Consider the following 14,687-nt stretch of genomic DNA (forward strand, 5'->3'; position numbering starts at 1 on the left):
CCACGGTCGAGTACCCACACCCTCACGAACGGCCGAATCGTCACACCGGTTACGCCCCACCAGCACACTTCAACAAGATCGTGTTACGAGCTCTAAGGGCTGTCCCGTCATCCCTGGCGGGACAGCCCTTAGCCGTCCTTCATGGCGATGACATGGGTGCCGTAGCGCGCCGCCTGGTTCAGGTCGTGCAGCACGGCGGCCGCCCACGCCGAACGGCGTGCGGCAGCCGGATTCCGGCAGCGAAAAAGCCTCCGCCCCGCGAGTGAACTCGCGGGGCGGAGGCTTACATGGGGTGGTGGAGATGGCGGGAATCGAACCCGCGTCCAACGGTGCAGAACCAGGGCTTCTCCGAGTGCAGTTCGCTGCGCTTTTCTCAGCCCCGGAGGTCACACGAACAAGCCTCCGACAGGCTCAGTCACTGTTTGATTTCCTTCTCGGCCCCGTGACCGGGCCGAGAAGTTTAGATCCCTAGTTGATGCCAGGATCCGGGTCGGGATCACCCCCGGGCTGACACTCCGCAGAGTCTTCGCTAGCTGCTAATTAGGCAGCGAGGGCGAAGGCGGAGGAATCGCGCTTGGAATTGGCGATTATTGTTTGCGACATATGGTTTACGAGATCATTGCCGCTTCCTCGACTCGCTTCCCCTGCTTCGACATCCGCTGTCGAAACCGATCATCCCCATGTTGATTTTTCAAACGTGCACCCGCTGTGAGGTGCACGGCCCATCGTACGTGACCAACGCCGGGCGATGCCAGCGTATTCCTGCTCAGGCACTCCGCTGACGCCTGCGCGCCGCCGCGATCGCACGGTTCGTCTCCCTCGTGTCCTGCTTCTCGCGCAGCGTCTGACGCTTGTCGAACTCCTTCTTGCCCTTCGCCAGCGCGATCTCGACCTTCACCCGGCCGTCCTTGAAGTACAGCGCGAGCGGCACGATGGTGTGGCCCGTCTCCTGCGACTTCGACTCCAGCTTGTCGATCTCGGCACGGTGCAGCAGCAGCTTGCGCTTGCGCTTGGCCGCGTGGTTGGTCCACGTGCCCTGCACGTACTCGGGGACGTGGATGTTGTGCAGCCACGCCTCGTGGCCGTCGATCTGGACGAACCCGTCCACCAGCGAGGCCCGGCCCATCCGCAGGGACTTGACCTCGGTGCCCATGAGGACGAGCCCGCACTCATAGGTGTCGAGGATGTGGTAGTCGTGCCGCGCCTTCTTGTTCTGCGCGATCATCTTGCGCCCGGTGTCTTTTTCCTTGGCCATAGTGCGGTCATTTTCGCACTACGACCCACCCCCGAGGCCACTCAATACCGTTTCGGCCCGTTCCTGGGCACCGGCGTCGACCACGAGGTCGGGTGTGATGCCCGTGCCGTCGACGCTGCGCCCGGCCGGGGTGCGGTAGTGCCCGACGGTCAGCTCGGCCACGGAACCGCCCGGGAGCTTGCTGGGCATCTGCACGGAACCCTTGCCGAAGGTGGGCGATCCGACGGTGACGGCGCGGCCCCGGTCCTGGAGGGCACCGGTCAGCAGCTCCGCCGCGCTCATCGTGCCGCCGTCGACGAGGACCACGACGGGCCGGTCCGTGTCGCCGCCGGACTCGGCGTACAGGGCGCGCTGTTCACCGCGCACGTCGTAGGTGGCGACCAGGCCGCCGTCCAGGAAGGCGGAGGCCGCGACGGCGGCCTCGGTGACCAGGCCGCCGGAGTTGGCGCGCAGGTCCAGCAGGATGCCGGCGTCGCCCGGCGCCGCGCGCACCGCGTCCCGGACCTCGGCCCCGGCTCCCTTGGTGAAGGCGGCGACCTTGACCATGACCGCCGCGGAGGGCTCGTCGCCCAGCCGCCGGACGGTGACCGCCTCGGTGGTGAGCCGGGCCCGGCCCAGGGTCTCGGTCCAGGCGCGCCCGCCCCGTTCGAGCCCGAGAACCACCGTGCTGCCCTCGGCCGCTCCCGTGCCGTCGCCGCGCAGCAGGGCGACGACCTCGGCGACGGGCCGCCGGTCGACCCGACCGCCGTCGACCGTGCGCAGCAGGTCCCCCGCGCGGATGCCGGCGCGGTCCGCGGGGCCCCCGCTCTGCACCCGGGCCACGGCGACACTGCCGCCGGAGGTGCGCCGGGCGGAGAGGCCGATGCCGGTGTACGAACCGTCGAGGGCCTGCTCGAACTCCTCGTACTCCCGCTCGTCGTAGACCGCGCCCCATCGGTCACCGCTGCGGCTGACGACCTCCTCGGCCGCCTCCGTGCCGGACTTCCCGTCGGCCTCGGCCTCGGCGGCGGCGTCCTCGATCTCGGCCCGGTCCACGGGGGCCACGGTGGAGGCGATGGCGCGGGCCTGGATGTCCCCTCCCGCCTCCGGGTCGTGGGGCAGTGAGCCGGTGGCCGCCGCCGTGGCGAGGACGCACCCGAAGACCAATGTCAGGGCCGCCCCGCGGCAGAGACCGCGGGGCCCGAAGCGGTGCGTGGGGCCCGGCATGCGGACGAGTCTAGGACAAGCCCCCTGTGGCGCACGGCCGATCGGCCGTGCGCCACAGGGGGCGCATGTCACACCTTGAGGTACTTGCGGAGCGCGAAGAGCGCGGCCACGGCGGGCATCAGAAGCCCGATCGCGAGGACGAGCGGCAGCTTGGTGAGGACCGCGTCCCAGCCGATGAAGTCGATCAGGTTCAGCTTGTCCTTGAGCGCCAGTCCGCCGTCGATCAGGAAGTACCGGCCGCCGAGCAGCATGGCGCAGGCGAGCAGGCCCCCGATCAGTCCGGCGACGGCCGCCTCCATGATGAACGGCATCTGGATGTAGAAGCCGGAAGCGCCCACGAGCCGCATGATGCCCGTCTCACGTCTGCGGCTGAACGCCGAGACCCGGACGGTGTTCACGATCAGGATCAGCGCGATGACCAGCATCAGCACCATCACGTATATCGCGACGACGTTCATGCCGTTCATCAGCCCGAAGAGGTTGTCCAGGATGCTTCTCTGGTCCTGGACGGACTGCACCCCGTCGCGCCCCGCGAAGGCGGTGGCGACGACCTTGTACTTCTTCGGGTCGTCGAGCTTGACCCGGAACGACTCCTGCATCTGGTCGGGCGTGATGTTGCCCGCCATCGGCGAGTCGCCGAACTGCTCCTGGTAGTGCTTGTACGCCTCGTCGACCGTCTCGAAGCTGACCTTCTCGACGGCGTCCATCTCTTCGAGATCGGCTTTGATCTCCTTCTTCTGCTGCGGAGTGACTGCACCCTTGGCGCACTTGGGTACGTCCTTGGCGTCGCTCTTGTTGCAGAGGAAGATCGAGACGTTGACCTTGTCGTACCAGTAGTCCTTCATCGTGCTGACCTGCTCGCGCATGAGCAGCGCGCCGCCGAACAGGGCGAGCGAGAGGGCGACGGAGACCACGACCGCGAAGGTCATCGTGAGGTTGCGACGAAGACCGACGCCGATCTCCGACAGGACGAACTGGGCGCGCATGGCGTCCTTTCCATACTCGATGCTCGAAGGGCCGGGCCCTCGTCAGTGCTGGTAGCCGTACACGCCGCGTGCCTGGTCACGTACGAGACGGCCCTGCTCGAGCTCGATGACGCGCTTGCGCATCTGGTCGACGATGTTCTGGTCGTGGGTCGCCATGATCACGGTGGTGCCGGTCCGGTTGATCCGGTCCAGCAGCTTCATGATGCCGACGGACGTCTGAGGGTCGAGGTTGCCGGTCGGCTCGTCCGCGATCAGCAGCATGGGGCGGTTGACGAAGGCCCGCGCGATGGCCACGCGCTGCTGTTCACCGCCGGAGAGTTCACCGGGCATCCGGTCCTCCTTGCCGCCGAGGCCGACGAGGTCGAGGACCTGGGGCACCGCCTTGCGGATCTCGCCGCGCGGCTTGCCGATGACCTCCTGCGCGAAGGCCACGTTCTCGGCGACGGTCTTGTTGGGCAGGAGACGGAAGTCCTGGAAGACCGTGCCCAGCTGGCGGCGCATCTGCGGCACCTTCCAGTTGGACAGCCGCGCGAGGTCCTTGCCGAGCACATGGACCATGCCCGTGCTGGCGCGCTCCTCGCGCAGGATCAGCCGCATGAAGGTCGACTTGCCGGAGCCGGAGGAGCCCACCAGGAAGACGAACTCACCCTTCTCGATGTCGAGAGAGACATCGCGCAGAGCCGGGCGGGTCTGCTTCGGGTAGGTCTTGGAGACGTTGTCGAATCGGATCACGGATGCACCACGGTCGGCCGGGAGTAGGTGAGCGTGACCATACGCGAACCGGGCTCACGCGTGCATGCGGCGTCCGGCAATGGGTGATTTGTGGCAGAACCCCGGTCGGAACGAAACGGGTCGTGCCGGACCTTGTCCGGCGGGCCGCGCCGAATTCCGCGCGAGCTGGCACAGTGGTGGGGGAACGGTTGCGTTTCCGGAAGCGTTGTGCGGAGAGAAAGCAGTAGCGGCTCCGCCGCGCGGGAGGAGGAAAGCGCATGACCTATGACCGACTGGTGTGCGCGAACTGCGCGGCACCCGTGGCCGAGGGGCGCTGCCGGGTGTGCCGTGCCGTGCGGCAGCAGATGCAGGAGCAGCAGGACCAGGGGCCGCTGGCCGGTCTGAACCCGGCGATGCTGATCGCGCTGATGGTGATCCTGGTGGCCGCGCTCGCCCTGCTGGCGCACCAGGCCGTCTGACCCGTCACCCGGTCCCCGCTGTCCGCAGCGGCCCGCGGGCGCCGATACGCCCGCGTACGGGCCGCGGAGCGGTCGGATACGCGAAAGGGCCCGGGGAGGCCGTAGCGGCCTCCCCGGGCCCTTCTCCGTGCGCGTACGGGCCCTTAGGCGACCGTACGACCGCCGCCGACCAGACGCGGCAGCATACGGAAGCCGATGCCACCGGCGATCATCGTCGCGGCGCCGACCAGCAGGAACGTGGTCTCGGCCGCACCGGTCTCGGCGAGCTCGTCCTTGCCCTTGCCCTGCTCGACCGGCTGGTTGCCGACGCTGTCGGTGTCGGTGTTGTCGGCGCACTCGGCACCGTCGAGGTCCACCGTGCAGGTACCGGCGCCGTCGCCACCGGAGGTGCCGCTGCCGCCGGAAGTGCCGCTGCCGCCGGAGGTGCCGCTGCTGGAACCGCCGTTGTCGCCGCCGCCGTCCGTGGTGCCGCCATTGTTGCCGGAACCGCCGTTGTTGCCCGAGCCACCATTGTTGCCCGAGCCACCATTGTTGCCCGAGCCACCGTTGTTACCGGAACCGCCGTTGTTGCCCGAGCCACCGTTGTTGCCCGAGCCACCATCGGCACCGCCATCAGCGCCACCGTCAGCGCCACCATCGGCACCGCCATCAGCGCCACCGTCAGCGCCACCATCGGCACCGCCATCAGCGCCGCCATCGGCACCGCCATCAGCGCCGCCGTCCGCACCACCGTCAGCGCCACCATCGGCACCGCCATCGGCACCACCATCGGCGCCGCCGTCAGCGCCACCATCGGCACCGCCATCGGCACCACCATCGGCGCCGCCGTCAGCACCACCATCGGCACCACCATCGGCGCCGCCGTCAGCGCCGCCGTCAGCACCACCGATGGGGTTCTCACCGGACGTCCCGCCCTGGTCAGCACCGCCCGCCGGGTTCTCGTTGCCGTTCACTGCGGCCTTGGCACTGACGCCGTCCTCACCGTCAACACCGATCTCGATGCCGATGCCGACGGCCTGTGCCGCGCCGGCCGCGGTCAGCGAGGCACCCGCGGCAATAACCGCACCAGCGGCTATCCGCGCGACGCGAATGCGCGTCTTCTTGGTCATCTGTTGCTACCCCCAGTAGCCGATCTCGTCAGTGGAGCAGCCATATATGCGGGGCCACGGCCCTAGGGGTTCGCTCTCGGCGGGGCCACGTCATACCGTGGTCCATCCCGCCCGCCCCCCGGTTCACACCCGTCCCAGACATACGCATGCTGCATTAGCACCCTGGCCAGAGTTAAGGATTACGTCAAGGCCGTTCCGTGCAATACGCACCGTTATGGGGTTTCTTGACGGCTATTCGGAATCACGACTGTGACGCATTGGGCACGACTCCCCCGCAACTTCCCGTCGGCCCACGCGAACGGCGGCAGAACGCGGTTGAGCCCGGACAGTCGCCTGTCCGGGCTCAACCGACGTACGGCCGGAGTTACTTCTCCTGCTGCTTGCGCCAGCGGATGCCGGCCTCCAGGAAGCCGTCGATCTCCCCGTTGAAGACCGCCTCCGGGTTGCCGATCTCGAACTCCGTACGGAGGTCCTTGACCATCTGGTAGGGGTGCAGGACGTACGAACGCATCTGGTTGCCCCAGGAGTTGCCGCCGTCGCCCTTGAGGGCGTCCATCTTGGCCTGGTCCTCCTGGCGGCGGCGCTCCAGGAGCTTCGCCTGGAGGACGTTCATCGCGGAGGCCTTGTTCTGGATCTGCGAGCGCTCGTTCTGGCAGGAGACGACGATGCCGGTCGGCAGGTGGGTCAGGCGCACCGCGGAGTCCGTGGTGTTGACGCCCTGGCCGCCGGGGCCGGAGGAGCGGTACACATCGACGCGCAGCTCGGACTCGTCGATCTCGATGTGGTCGGTCTGCTCGACGACGGGGAGCACCTCGACGCCCGCGAAGGACGTCTGGCGGCGGCCCTGGTTGTCGAAGGGTGAGATCCGGACCAGGCGGTGGGTGCCCTGCTCGACGGAGAGGGTGCCGTAGGCGTACGGCACCTGGACGGCGAAGGTGGTCGACTTGATGCCGGCCTCTTCCGCGTACGACGTCTCGTAGACCTCGGTCTTGTAGCCGTGCCGCTCGGCCCAGCGGATGTACATGCGCTGGAGCTTCTCGGCGAAGTCGGCGGCGTCCACGCCACCCGCCTCGGCCCGGATGTTGACGAGGGCCTCACGGGCGTCGTACTCGCCGGAGAGGAGCGTGCGGACTTCCATCTCGTCCAGCGCCTTGCGGACCGACTCCAGCTCGGCCTCGGCCTCGGCGAGGGCATCGGCGTCGCCCTCGTCCTCGGCGAGCTCGAAGAGGACTTCGAGGTCGTCGATGCGGCCGCGCAGGGCCTCGGCCTTGCGGACCTCGGCCTGGAGGTGCGAAAGCTTGCTGGTGATCTTCTGCGCCGCCTCCGGGTCGTCCCAGAGGGACGGCGCCGCCGCCTGCTCCTCAAGCGCGGCGATGTCCGCCCTCAGCGCATCCAGGTCCAGGACGGCCTCGATCGACCCCATGGTCGAGGAGAGGGACTTCAGCTCTTCGGAAATATCGACGACTGCCACGGGTCCAGCGTAACGGCTGGGCGGGTGAAGCTTGCCCTCGCCCGGAACCTGATCGGTTCCGGGCGGCTTCCCGGACCGGTTCCGGGCGCCCTCCGGCCCCGGTCAGCGGCCCTCAGGGGGAGGCGGGAGCCGAGTTCTCCGTGTCCTGGGGGGTCGCGTCCGCGTCCTCGCCGCCGGTCGCCAGCCAGCCGCCCACCGCGACGGCGGCGCACAGGAGGACCGCCGCGGCACCCAGGGTGATGCGGCGCTTACGGACCGCCGCGGACTTGTTGCGGGCCGAGCCGGGGCGGGGGCGGCCGGGCGCCCGGGGGGCGCGGGCGGTGCCCAGGGGGCCGCCGGCCAGTTCGTCGGGGGCCGGGACGCGCATGCTCGTGTGGGTGTCCCGGTTGGAGTCCGGCGAGGAGCCGGGGACCAGCGGAACGGCGCCGCGGCGGCGGGGTTCCTCGGCCGGGGTGTACTGCTGCTCGTCGTAGGCCGGGGACTGCGGCTCGGCCTCCCCGGCATCCGGCTCGTCCACGTCGAGCGGGGGTATCCCGGACAGCAGGGGCAGCAGCTCGCGCAGCCGCAGCGCCAGCTCCGAGGCGCGCAGCCGGGAGGCCGGGGCCTTGGCCAGGCACTGGACCAGGAGCTGCCAGAGCTCCTCGGGGATGCCGGGGAGCGGGACGACGGTCTCGGTGACATGGCGGCGCAGGACCGCACCGGGGTGGCCGCCGCCGAAGGGTGTGAACCCGGCGAGCAGCTCGTACAGCACCGTCGCGAGCGCGTAGATGTCCACGGCGGCGCGCGGCGGGAGGCCCTCGACGATCTCGGGGGCCAGATAGTCCGGGGTGCCGATGATCTTGGTGGACTTGGTGCGGCCCGGGGTGTCGATCAGCTTCGCGACGCCGAAGTCGGTGAGCAGCGCGGGGTGCGAACCGCCGGGGCCGAGCGGCCCCTCCATGTCGAGCAGGATGTTCTCCGGCTTGACGTCGCGGTGGACCACCCCGGCCGCGTGCGCGGCGGCGAGCCCGTCGGCGACGTCCGCGATGATCGCGACGGCGGCCTCGGGGGCGAGGCGGCGCTCGCGGTCCAGGCGGGTGCGCAGATCCGTTCCGCGTACGAGCGTCATGACCAGGGCCAGGTCGTTGCCGTCCACGACGAGGTCGCGGACGGAGACCACCTGGGGATGGTCGAGCCCGAGCAGGGCGGTGCGCTCCTGCACGAAGCGGCCCACGAGCTCCTGGTCGGACGCGAGGTCCTCGCGGAGCAGCTTGATGGCGACGGGGCCCTCGGGCCCCTCGCCGAGCCACACCGTGCCGGCGCTGCCGCGCCCCAGGATCTGGTGGGCGGTGTACCGGCTGCCGATATTCCGTGCCAAGACTGCTCCCTCAGCGGCTGGCGTTGGACCCCCCGGTCGACAAAGTTACGCGGCGTTCGGGGTGTCACGTGCCCTGGATGGCGCCAACCTTCACTTCTCCGGACCAAATAGGCCCGGAGAAGTCGACAAAGGTACAGAGTTGGCCGCTCAGACGCCGCCGCTGCTGCCGCCGCTGCCGCTGTCGCCGAGCTTCGAGACCCAGTCGCTCACGGCGCTGATGGCGTCGCCGATCGCTTCCCAGTAGCCCTTGCCCTGGGCGACCCAGTCCTGGAGCGGCGTCAGTTCCCAGATGAGCCAGCCCGCGACGACCAGCAGCACCACGGTGAACAGGCAGCCCTTGAGGCAGCCGAGGCCCGGGATGCGCATCGGGTTGGCACTGCGCTGCCTCGGCTGGCGCGGGGCCGGCTGCTGGGGCGGCGGCTGGGGCGGCGGCTGCTGCGGGGGCGCGTACTGCTGTCGCTGCGGCTGCTGGGGCGGCTGCGGCTGCTGGTAGCGCTGGGGGTGCTGCTGCTGCGGCGGGTACTGCTGGTGCTGAGGCCGCTGCTGGTGCTGCGGCGGCTGCTGCCTCTGCGGTGGCTGCTGGGGCGGCTGCTGGCGCTGGGGCCGGCGGCGCAGCGGGTCCTCGCTCGGGTCGAGGTACTGGACCTGCGTCTGCTCGTTGCGGTCCCGGGCGGCCTGGAGCTGCGACTGCCAGGGGTGCGGGCCGTCGGGCTGCGGAGGGCCGTCGGGGCGCTGCGGTACGGGTGGCAGAACGGCGGTCGGGTCGGCCTGACCGCCCGCGCCCTGGCCGTATCCGCCCTGGCCGGGGGTCTGGCCCGGGGTCTGCTGCATGACGCTGGTCGGCGCCGCGGGGTCGTACGGGCCCACGTTGCCCGGCAGCATCTGGGTGGGGTCGGCCGCACCCGGGGTCCCGGGGACCGCGGCGGGCGCCGGGTCGGGGGCCAGCAGGGCGCCCACGCCGTCGGCGGCGGCGATCTGGGCCGAGTTCGCGTGCACGCCGATGCCCGCGGCGACGGTACGCAGCCCCCGGGCGAGGTTCTCGGCGCTGGGCCGCCGGTCGGGGTCCTTGCTCAGGCAGCGCTCTATGACCGTCCACAGGGGCGCGGGGACGGTGCCGGGGCGGCGGGGCTCCTCGCTGAGGTGCCGGTGCAGGACTTCGAGAGCGGTGCCCCCGGCGAACGGCGGGCGTCCGGTCACCAGCTCGTACAGCAGGATGCCCGCGCCGTAGATGTCCACCGCGGAGGTCTGCGGGCGGCCCTCGGCGGACTCGGGCGCGACATAGGCGGGGGTGCCGACGAACTCGTGGGTCCGGGTCAGCCCCGGGGAGTCGGCGAGCCGCGCGATGCCGAAGTCGGTGAGCATCGGGTGCATCTGGCCGTCGCGCTCGTCGAGCAGCACGTTGGCGGGCTTGAGGTCGCGGTGGACGACGCCGTCCGCGTGGCTGGCGGCGAGCGCGTCCGCGATCTGGGCGGTGAGCAGGGCGGCGGCGACCGGGGTCAGCGGGCCGTTCTCGCGCAGGTAGCGGTGCAGGTCGGGACCGTCGATCAGGTCCATCACCAGGGCGAGGAGATCACCCTCGACGACCAGGTCCCGGGTGCGCACGATGTTCTCGTGGGTGAGCCGCAGCAGCACGGAGCGCTCCCGCAGGAACCGCATCACGACATCGGCGTCATTGGCGAGCTCCTCCTTGAGGACCTTGATCGCCACAGTCTCGCCGGGCTCGCCGGCGACGGCCGCCTCGGCGCCCGCGGTCTCCCGCTGGCGGGCTCGCCAGACGGTGCCCGTGGCGCCGCGTCCGAGCGGCTCCTCGAGCAGGTACTTGCTGCCTACCGGCCGCACGTCATGCGCTCCCTGCTGATCGTGGTGCTTGCGGTCCCCCGGGCCCGCCCGGATGTTCCGGCCCACTCTAGTGCCGCCGAACGGGCCACCGGCCGGTCGTCCTCCGGTCTTGTTCCCGCCGCGTCGCGACGGGCGCCGGGCGGATGCCGCGCGGGATTCCGGCCGTGTCCGGAGGAAGACGCACACACCGGACAGAAGGTTGCCGACGGTTGCCGAACAACCGTTCCCCACGCCTTTCCGATGCGGGGCGGACGACGCCCCCGAACAGCTCGAACCAGACCCAAGCAGGCGTTTTTACGACCACACTCGGCCATTCAAGATCATTTGAAGGTGGCCCCCGGGCGTGTTGTCAGTGGCAGGTGCGAGGATGCCTTCCAGCACGGAACCCTGGGGTCGGGAACCTCGCGGTCCGTGACGACCTGAACCGGACGACGCGTCCGTGCCGGGTGGGGGGACATCACAGGGCGTTTCCCCTGCCGGGCACCCCGCGCAGAAGGGACCGCTGACGGCGATGCAGATCCGGCTGACCGTCCTCGCGCCGCGCAGCGGCCAGACCCCGGCGCGCGCCTGCGACGTGCTCGTCACCGCCCCCGCCGGGACGGCGCTCGCCGCCGTCGCCTCCGGCCTGGCCGCGGCCGTCTCGGGGCCCGAGGGCTCCCTGGGCGGTGGAGCGGTGGTGCTGTTCGCCGGACACGAGCGGCTCGACGCACAGCGCATCGCCCTCGGCGATCCGCCCCTCGTGGACGGCGCGGTGCTCTCCCTCCAGGTACCCGGCGAGGACGAGGCGGCGGACGCCACCGTTCCGGCGCAGCTGCATGTGGTCGCCGGGCCCGACGCGGGCGGCGTCCATCTGCTGCACGGCGGGCAGATCCTGATCGGCCGCTCCGCCGACGCCGATGTCCCGCTCGACGACCCGGACGTGTCCCGGCTGCACTGCACGGTGACGGTCTCCGAGGACGGCCGGGTCGCGGTCGCCGACCCCGGCTCGACGAACGGCACCTCGCTGGACGGTACGGAGGTCCGCGAGCGTCCTGTCCCGCTGGTCCCCGGCGCGCTGCTGCGGCTCGGCGAATCGACGCTCCGGCTCGCCGCGGGGTCCCGCACCGTCCCCCTGCCGACCGCGCCGGACGGCGAGGGGCATCTGCGGGTGACCCGGGCGGAGCCCGCCGCGCCGGACACGGGCCCCGTCGCCGGAGCCGACGGCTTCGCGGGCGGCCACGGCGAGGAGGACCCGGACGGCTCCGGGCACGCGTACAGCCGGGCCCCCTCCCACGGCGACCCCGGGCCCACGGGGCACGACGGCCACTGGCCGGACCCGGAGCGGGACGGCGCGGAGGGACCGGACGCGCTCCGGCGGCAGCACTCCACGCACGCCCGCGGCGCCCGGTACGGCGAGAGCGAGGCGCCCCGGCGCGGCGGCATAGGCGCCTGGGCCCGGCGGCTCACGGGCGGCAGGGGCGAACCGGCGCAGGACCCGGGCGCGGGCGGCGCGGACCGGCGGGCGGCATCCCCGGATGCCGTACGGGGCTCGTACGGCCCGCACTCCGCCTACCCCTCTTCTTCCCCGGGCTCCTCCCCTTCCCCCTCCTCCTCCGTCGGACTGCCCTCCGCGCCCGAGGGGACCTGGCCGGATCCGGCGGCCGTGCTGCTGACCGCGCTCGGCCCCGGCCCCCGTCTGTGGGAGCGCCCCGCCTCGCACCCGGAAGCGCTGGTGGTGCGGCTGGGGACGACCGACCGGGCCGAGCTGCCCGCCGTGCCGGTGACCGTGGGGCTGCGGGAGGCCGGTTCGCTCGGCCTGGCCGGGCCGCGCGCCCGGCTGCTGGGGCTGGCCCGCTCGACGGTGGCGCAGCTCGCCGCCCTGCACTCCCCGTTCGACCTGGAGATCGTGCTGATCAGCACGGACCGGGCCCGCTCCGCGGAGGAGCGGCGGCGGGACTGGGCCTGGCTGGGGTGGCTGCCGCATCTGCGCCCCTCGCACGGCCAGGACTGCCGGCTCCTTCTCGCGTACGACCGCGAGCAGGCCATGTCCCGTGCGGCGGAGCTGGTCCGCCGGCTGGACGAGGGCCCGCTCGGCCCCGGCTGGCCGAGCGTGGACCGGTCCGCGGTCGCCGACGCCGCCCGCGCCCATACGGGGCCGCACACGGTGGTGATCGTCGACGGCGACCCCGGCTCCTCGGCGCTGCGCGAGACCACGGCCCGGCTGGCCGGTGCGGGGTCGGCGGCCGGGATCCATCTGATCTGTCTGGCCGAGACCCCTGCCGCGTCGCCCACCTCACCCGTCGCCGCGACCTACGAGGCCGCCTGCCAGGCCTCGATCGCCTTCCGCGAGTGCGGGGCGGTCGCCATGCTCAGCGGCGATGTGGCGACGGCGCTGCGGCTGCTGCGCACCGCGGGCGGGCAGGCCGCGGGCCATGGCACGGTCGCCACGGTGGACGCGGTGTCCGCCGCCTGGGCCGAGAGGTTCGGACGGGCCCTGGCGCCGCTGCGCGACGAGGGCGCGGCCGCGCTGCCGGGCCGGCCGACGGCCGCGGCGCTGCCGCCCTCCGCCCGCCTGCTGGACGAGCTGGGCCTGGCCCGCGCCACCCCGGCGTCGCTGATGGCGCGCTGGGCCTCCACGGCGGAGGACCAGCCGGGCGCCACGGTCCGGCCCGCCGCCGCGCAGGCCCCCTCCAGGTCGGACCTGGAGACCCCCGGCTCGGGCCGCACCCTCAGCACGGGCCCCCGCGTGGGCGCCCAGCGCACGGGCTCCGACCCGTACCACCACCCCCAGGAACGGGGCTCCGGGCGCACCCCGTACCCCGCCACGGACAACCGGGACTCGGGACGCACCCCCTACCCCGCCACGGACAACCGGGACTCCGGGCGCACGCCGTACCCCGCCTCGGACAACCGGGGCTCGGGACGCACCCCGTACCCCGGCAGCGGGTCGGACCACACCCCGTATTTCGGCACCGCCGGCCGGGGCTCGGAACGTACGCCCCATCCCGCCGCCGCACCCCGGACCGCACCCCGGGCCACCCCGCAGGCGGCGTCGGGTGCCGCCGTCCACGCCGGGCGTCCGGTGCTGGTGCTCGGGGCCGGGCCCCGGGGGCCCCTCAGCGTCGATCTCGCCGACGAAGGGCCGCACCTCCTGATCGAGGGACCGGCGGGCAGCGGGCGCACCGAGCTGCTGCGCGCCGTCGCCGCCTCCCTCGCCTCCGCCGCCCGGCCCGACCGGCTCGGCATTCTGCTGGTCGACGGGGCGGCGGGAGAGCACGGCGAGCGCGGCGAGGGCCTGCGTCCCTGTACGGAACTGCCGCATGTCTTCACACACTTGATGGCCTCCGACCCGGTCCGGATGCGCGGGTTCGCGCAGGCGCTGGGCGGCGAACTGAAGCGGCGGGCGGAACTGCTCGGCACCATGGACTTCGCCGAGTGGCACGCCCAGCACGAGGCCTCCCGGCGACTCGTCGGCCAGCGTCCGCCGAGCGCCGCCGAGCAGCGCGGCGACCTGGAGTCCCCGGCCAGCGGCACCCTGCGGCTGCGGCCCGCCGCCGCGCGTGCCACGGACCCGGGACCCTCCCCGCTGCCCCGGCTGGTCGTCCTGGCCGACGACTTCGACGCCCTGGTCGCCCCGGCGCTCGGCAGCCCCGGCCGGCCGGCCGCGGGCTCCGTCGTACGGGCGCTGGAGGCCGTCGCCAGGGACGGCGGACGGCTCGGCGTCCATCTGGTCGCCACCTCCGCCCGCCCGGACCGCACCGAGGACACGGAGCTGGCCCGCGGGGCCCGGCTGCGGATCGTGCTGGACGCGCCTGTGCTGCCGCCCTCTCCGGACGAACCGGCGCCAGGACGTGGCAGGTTGGGGCATCCGGACGGCCGGGTGACCCCGTTCCAGGGGGGCCGGGTCACCGGCCGCATTCCCCGTACGGCGACCCTGCGCCCCACCGTCGTTCCGCTGGAGTGGGACCGGATGGGCGATCCGCCCACCCGCCGCCCCGTCCGCGAACTGGGCAATGGACCCACGGACTTGGCGCTGCTCGCCAGCGCGCTGGAGCGGGCGGCCCGTTCGGTGAATGCTGAACGACTCCCTCCGCTCATCCCGTTCCCTTCCTGAAGATCAGGCGGAAACGTCCCTTCTCCTGCACTGATGTGACGTCACGAGCCCACAACGATAGGCGGGTTGAGCCCCCGGGCGGTATTGCGGCACCCGTGTGCCCGGCGTAGGACTGGAGGCATGGACGACGTAGCCCGCGCACAGAGACGTGGCCGGGCACGTAGGTAAAGAGACGGGGCAG

Annotated in this window: 10 protein-coding genes and 1 other RNA gene; 2 read left to right on the forward strand and 9 right to left on the reverse strand. The window is 72.2% G+C overall.

Annotation, left to right across the window (positions count from 1 at the left end; translation table 11 throughout):
• Positions 1–293 precede the first annotated feature (293 nt).
• From ssrA to ftsE, 5 genes are all read right to left on the reverse strand, one after another.
• Positions 294–680, reverse strand: a transfer-messenger RNA (tmRNA) gene (gene ssrA / locus ACIGJO_RS34230).
• 86 nt (positions 681–766) lie between these two features.
• Positions 767–1,255: an SsrA-binding protein SmpB gene (smpB, locus tag ACIGJO_RS34235; protein ID WP_266931538.1), complete on the reverse strand. Its 489-nt coding sequence runs from the start codon at positions 1,253–1,255 to the stop codon at positions 767–769.
• A gap of 18 nt (positions 1,256–1,273) precedes the next feature.
• Entirely contained in the window at positions 1,274–2,461 is a 1,188-nt protein-coding gene (locus ACIGJO_RS34240) for a S41 family peptidase (RefSeq protein WP_399965034.1), read from the reverse strand.
• A 68-nt stretch (positions 2,462–2,529) separates the two neighbouring features.
• Positions 2,530–3,447 (reverse strand): permease-like cell division protein FtsX, encoded by a 918-nt coding sequence (ftsX, locus tag ACIGJO_RS34245; protein ID WP_266931541.1) that lies wholly within the window; start codon positions 3,445–3,447, stop codon positions 2,530–2,532.
• 42 nt (positions 3,448–3,489) lie between these two features.
• A complete protein-coding gene (gene ftsE, locus ACIGJO_RS34250; RefSeq protein WP_073723825.1) occupies positions 3,490–4,179 on the reverse strand; it encodes a cell division ATP-binding protein FtsE in 690 nt (229 codons plus the stop codon).
• A gap of 257 nt (positions 4,180–4,436) precedes the next feature.
• On the opposite strand from ftsE, the gene ACIGJO_RS34255 reads away from it, so the two are divergent.
• Positions 4,437–4,637 carry a hypothetical protein gene (locus tag ACIGJO_RS34255; protein ID WP_399965036.1) on the forward strand — a complete coding sequence of 67 codons (201 nt, stop codon included), beginning with the start codon at positions 4,437–4,439 and terminating at the stop codon, positions 4,635–4,637.
• Between the two features lie 143 nt (positions 4,638–4,780).
• On the opposite strand, the gene ACIGJO_RS34260 is transcribed toward ACIGJO_RS34255, so the two are convergent.
• The 4 genes from ACIGJO_RS34260 to ACIGJO_RS34275 all read right to left on the reverse strand — a co-directional run bounded on the left by ACIGJO_RS34260 (position 4,781) and on the right by ACIGJO_RS34275 (position 10,413).
• Positions 4,781–5,746, reverse strand: coding sequence for a hypothetical protein (locus tag ACIGJO_RS34260; RefSeq protein WP_399965038.1), 966 nt, complete (start codon positions 5,744–5,746; stop codon positions 4,781–4,783).
• A 364-nt stretch (positions 5,747–6,110) separates the two neighbouring features.
• A complete protein-coding gene (gene prfB / locus ACIGJO_RS34265; protein WP_399965040.1) occupies positions 6,111–7,217 on the reverse strand; it encodes a peptide chain release factor 2 in 1,107 nt (368 codons plus the stop codon).
• A 112-nt stretch (positions 7,218–7,329) separates the two neighbouring features.
• Positions 7,330–8,574, reverse strand: a complete 1,245-nt coding sequence (locus tag ACIGJO_RS34270) for a serine/threonine-protein kinase (protein WP_399965043.1) — start codon at positions 8,572–8,574, stop codon at positions 7,330–7,332.
• Between the two features lie 147 nt (positions 8,575–8,721).
• Positions 8,722–10,413: a serine/threonine-protein kinase gene (locus tag ACIGJO_RS34275; protein WP_399965046.1), complete on the reverse strand. Its 1,692-nt coding sequence runs from the start codon at positions 10,411–10,413 to the stop codon at positions 8,722–8,724.
• Positions 10,414–10,924: 511 nt separating this feature from the next.
• Here ACIGJO_RS34275 and ACIGJO_RS34280 point away from each other — a divergent pair.
• Complete coding sequence (locus tag ACIGJO_RS34280) at positions 10,925–14,506, forward strand: FHA domain-containing protein (protein ID WP_399965050.1); 3,582 nt, start codon at positions 10,925–10,927, stop codon at positions 14,504–14,506.
• Positions 14,507–14,687: the final 181 nt, after the last annotated feature.

Source organism: Streptomyces sp. NPDC079020, assembly GCF_044542225.1.
In the GTDB taxonomy this organism is placed as follows: Bacteria; Actinomycetota; Actinomycetes; order Streptomycetales; family Streptomycetaceae; genus Streptomyces.

Coding starts and splice junctions, on each gene's coding strand:
- ACIGJO_RS34260 (WP_399965038.1), bottom strand. CDS start 5,746: ATGACCAAGAAGACGCGCATTCGCGTCGCGCGGATAGCCGCTGGTGCG.
- ACIGJO_RS34240 (WP_399965034.1), bottom strand. CDS start 2,461: ATGCCGGGCCCCACGCACCGCTTCGGGCCCCGCGGTCTCTGCCGCGGG.
- ACIGJO_RS34255 (WP_399965036.1), top strand. CDS start 4,437: ATGACCTATGACCGACTGGTGTGCGCGAACTGCGCGGCACCCGTGGCC.
- smpB (WP_266931538.1), bottom strand. CDS start 1,255: ATGGCCAAGGAAAAAGACACCGGGCGCAAGATGATCGCGCAGAACAAG.
- ACIGJO_RS34280 (WP_399965050.1), top strand. CDS start 10,925: ATGCAGATCCGGCTGACCGTCCTCGCGCCGCGCAGCGGCCAGACCCCG.
- ftsX (WP_266931541.1), bottom strand. CDS start 3,447: ATGCGCGCCCAGTTCGTCCTGTCGGAGATCGGCGTCGGTCTTCGTCGC.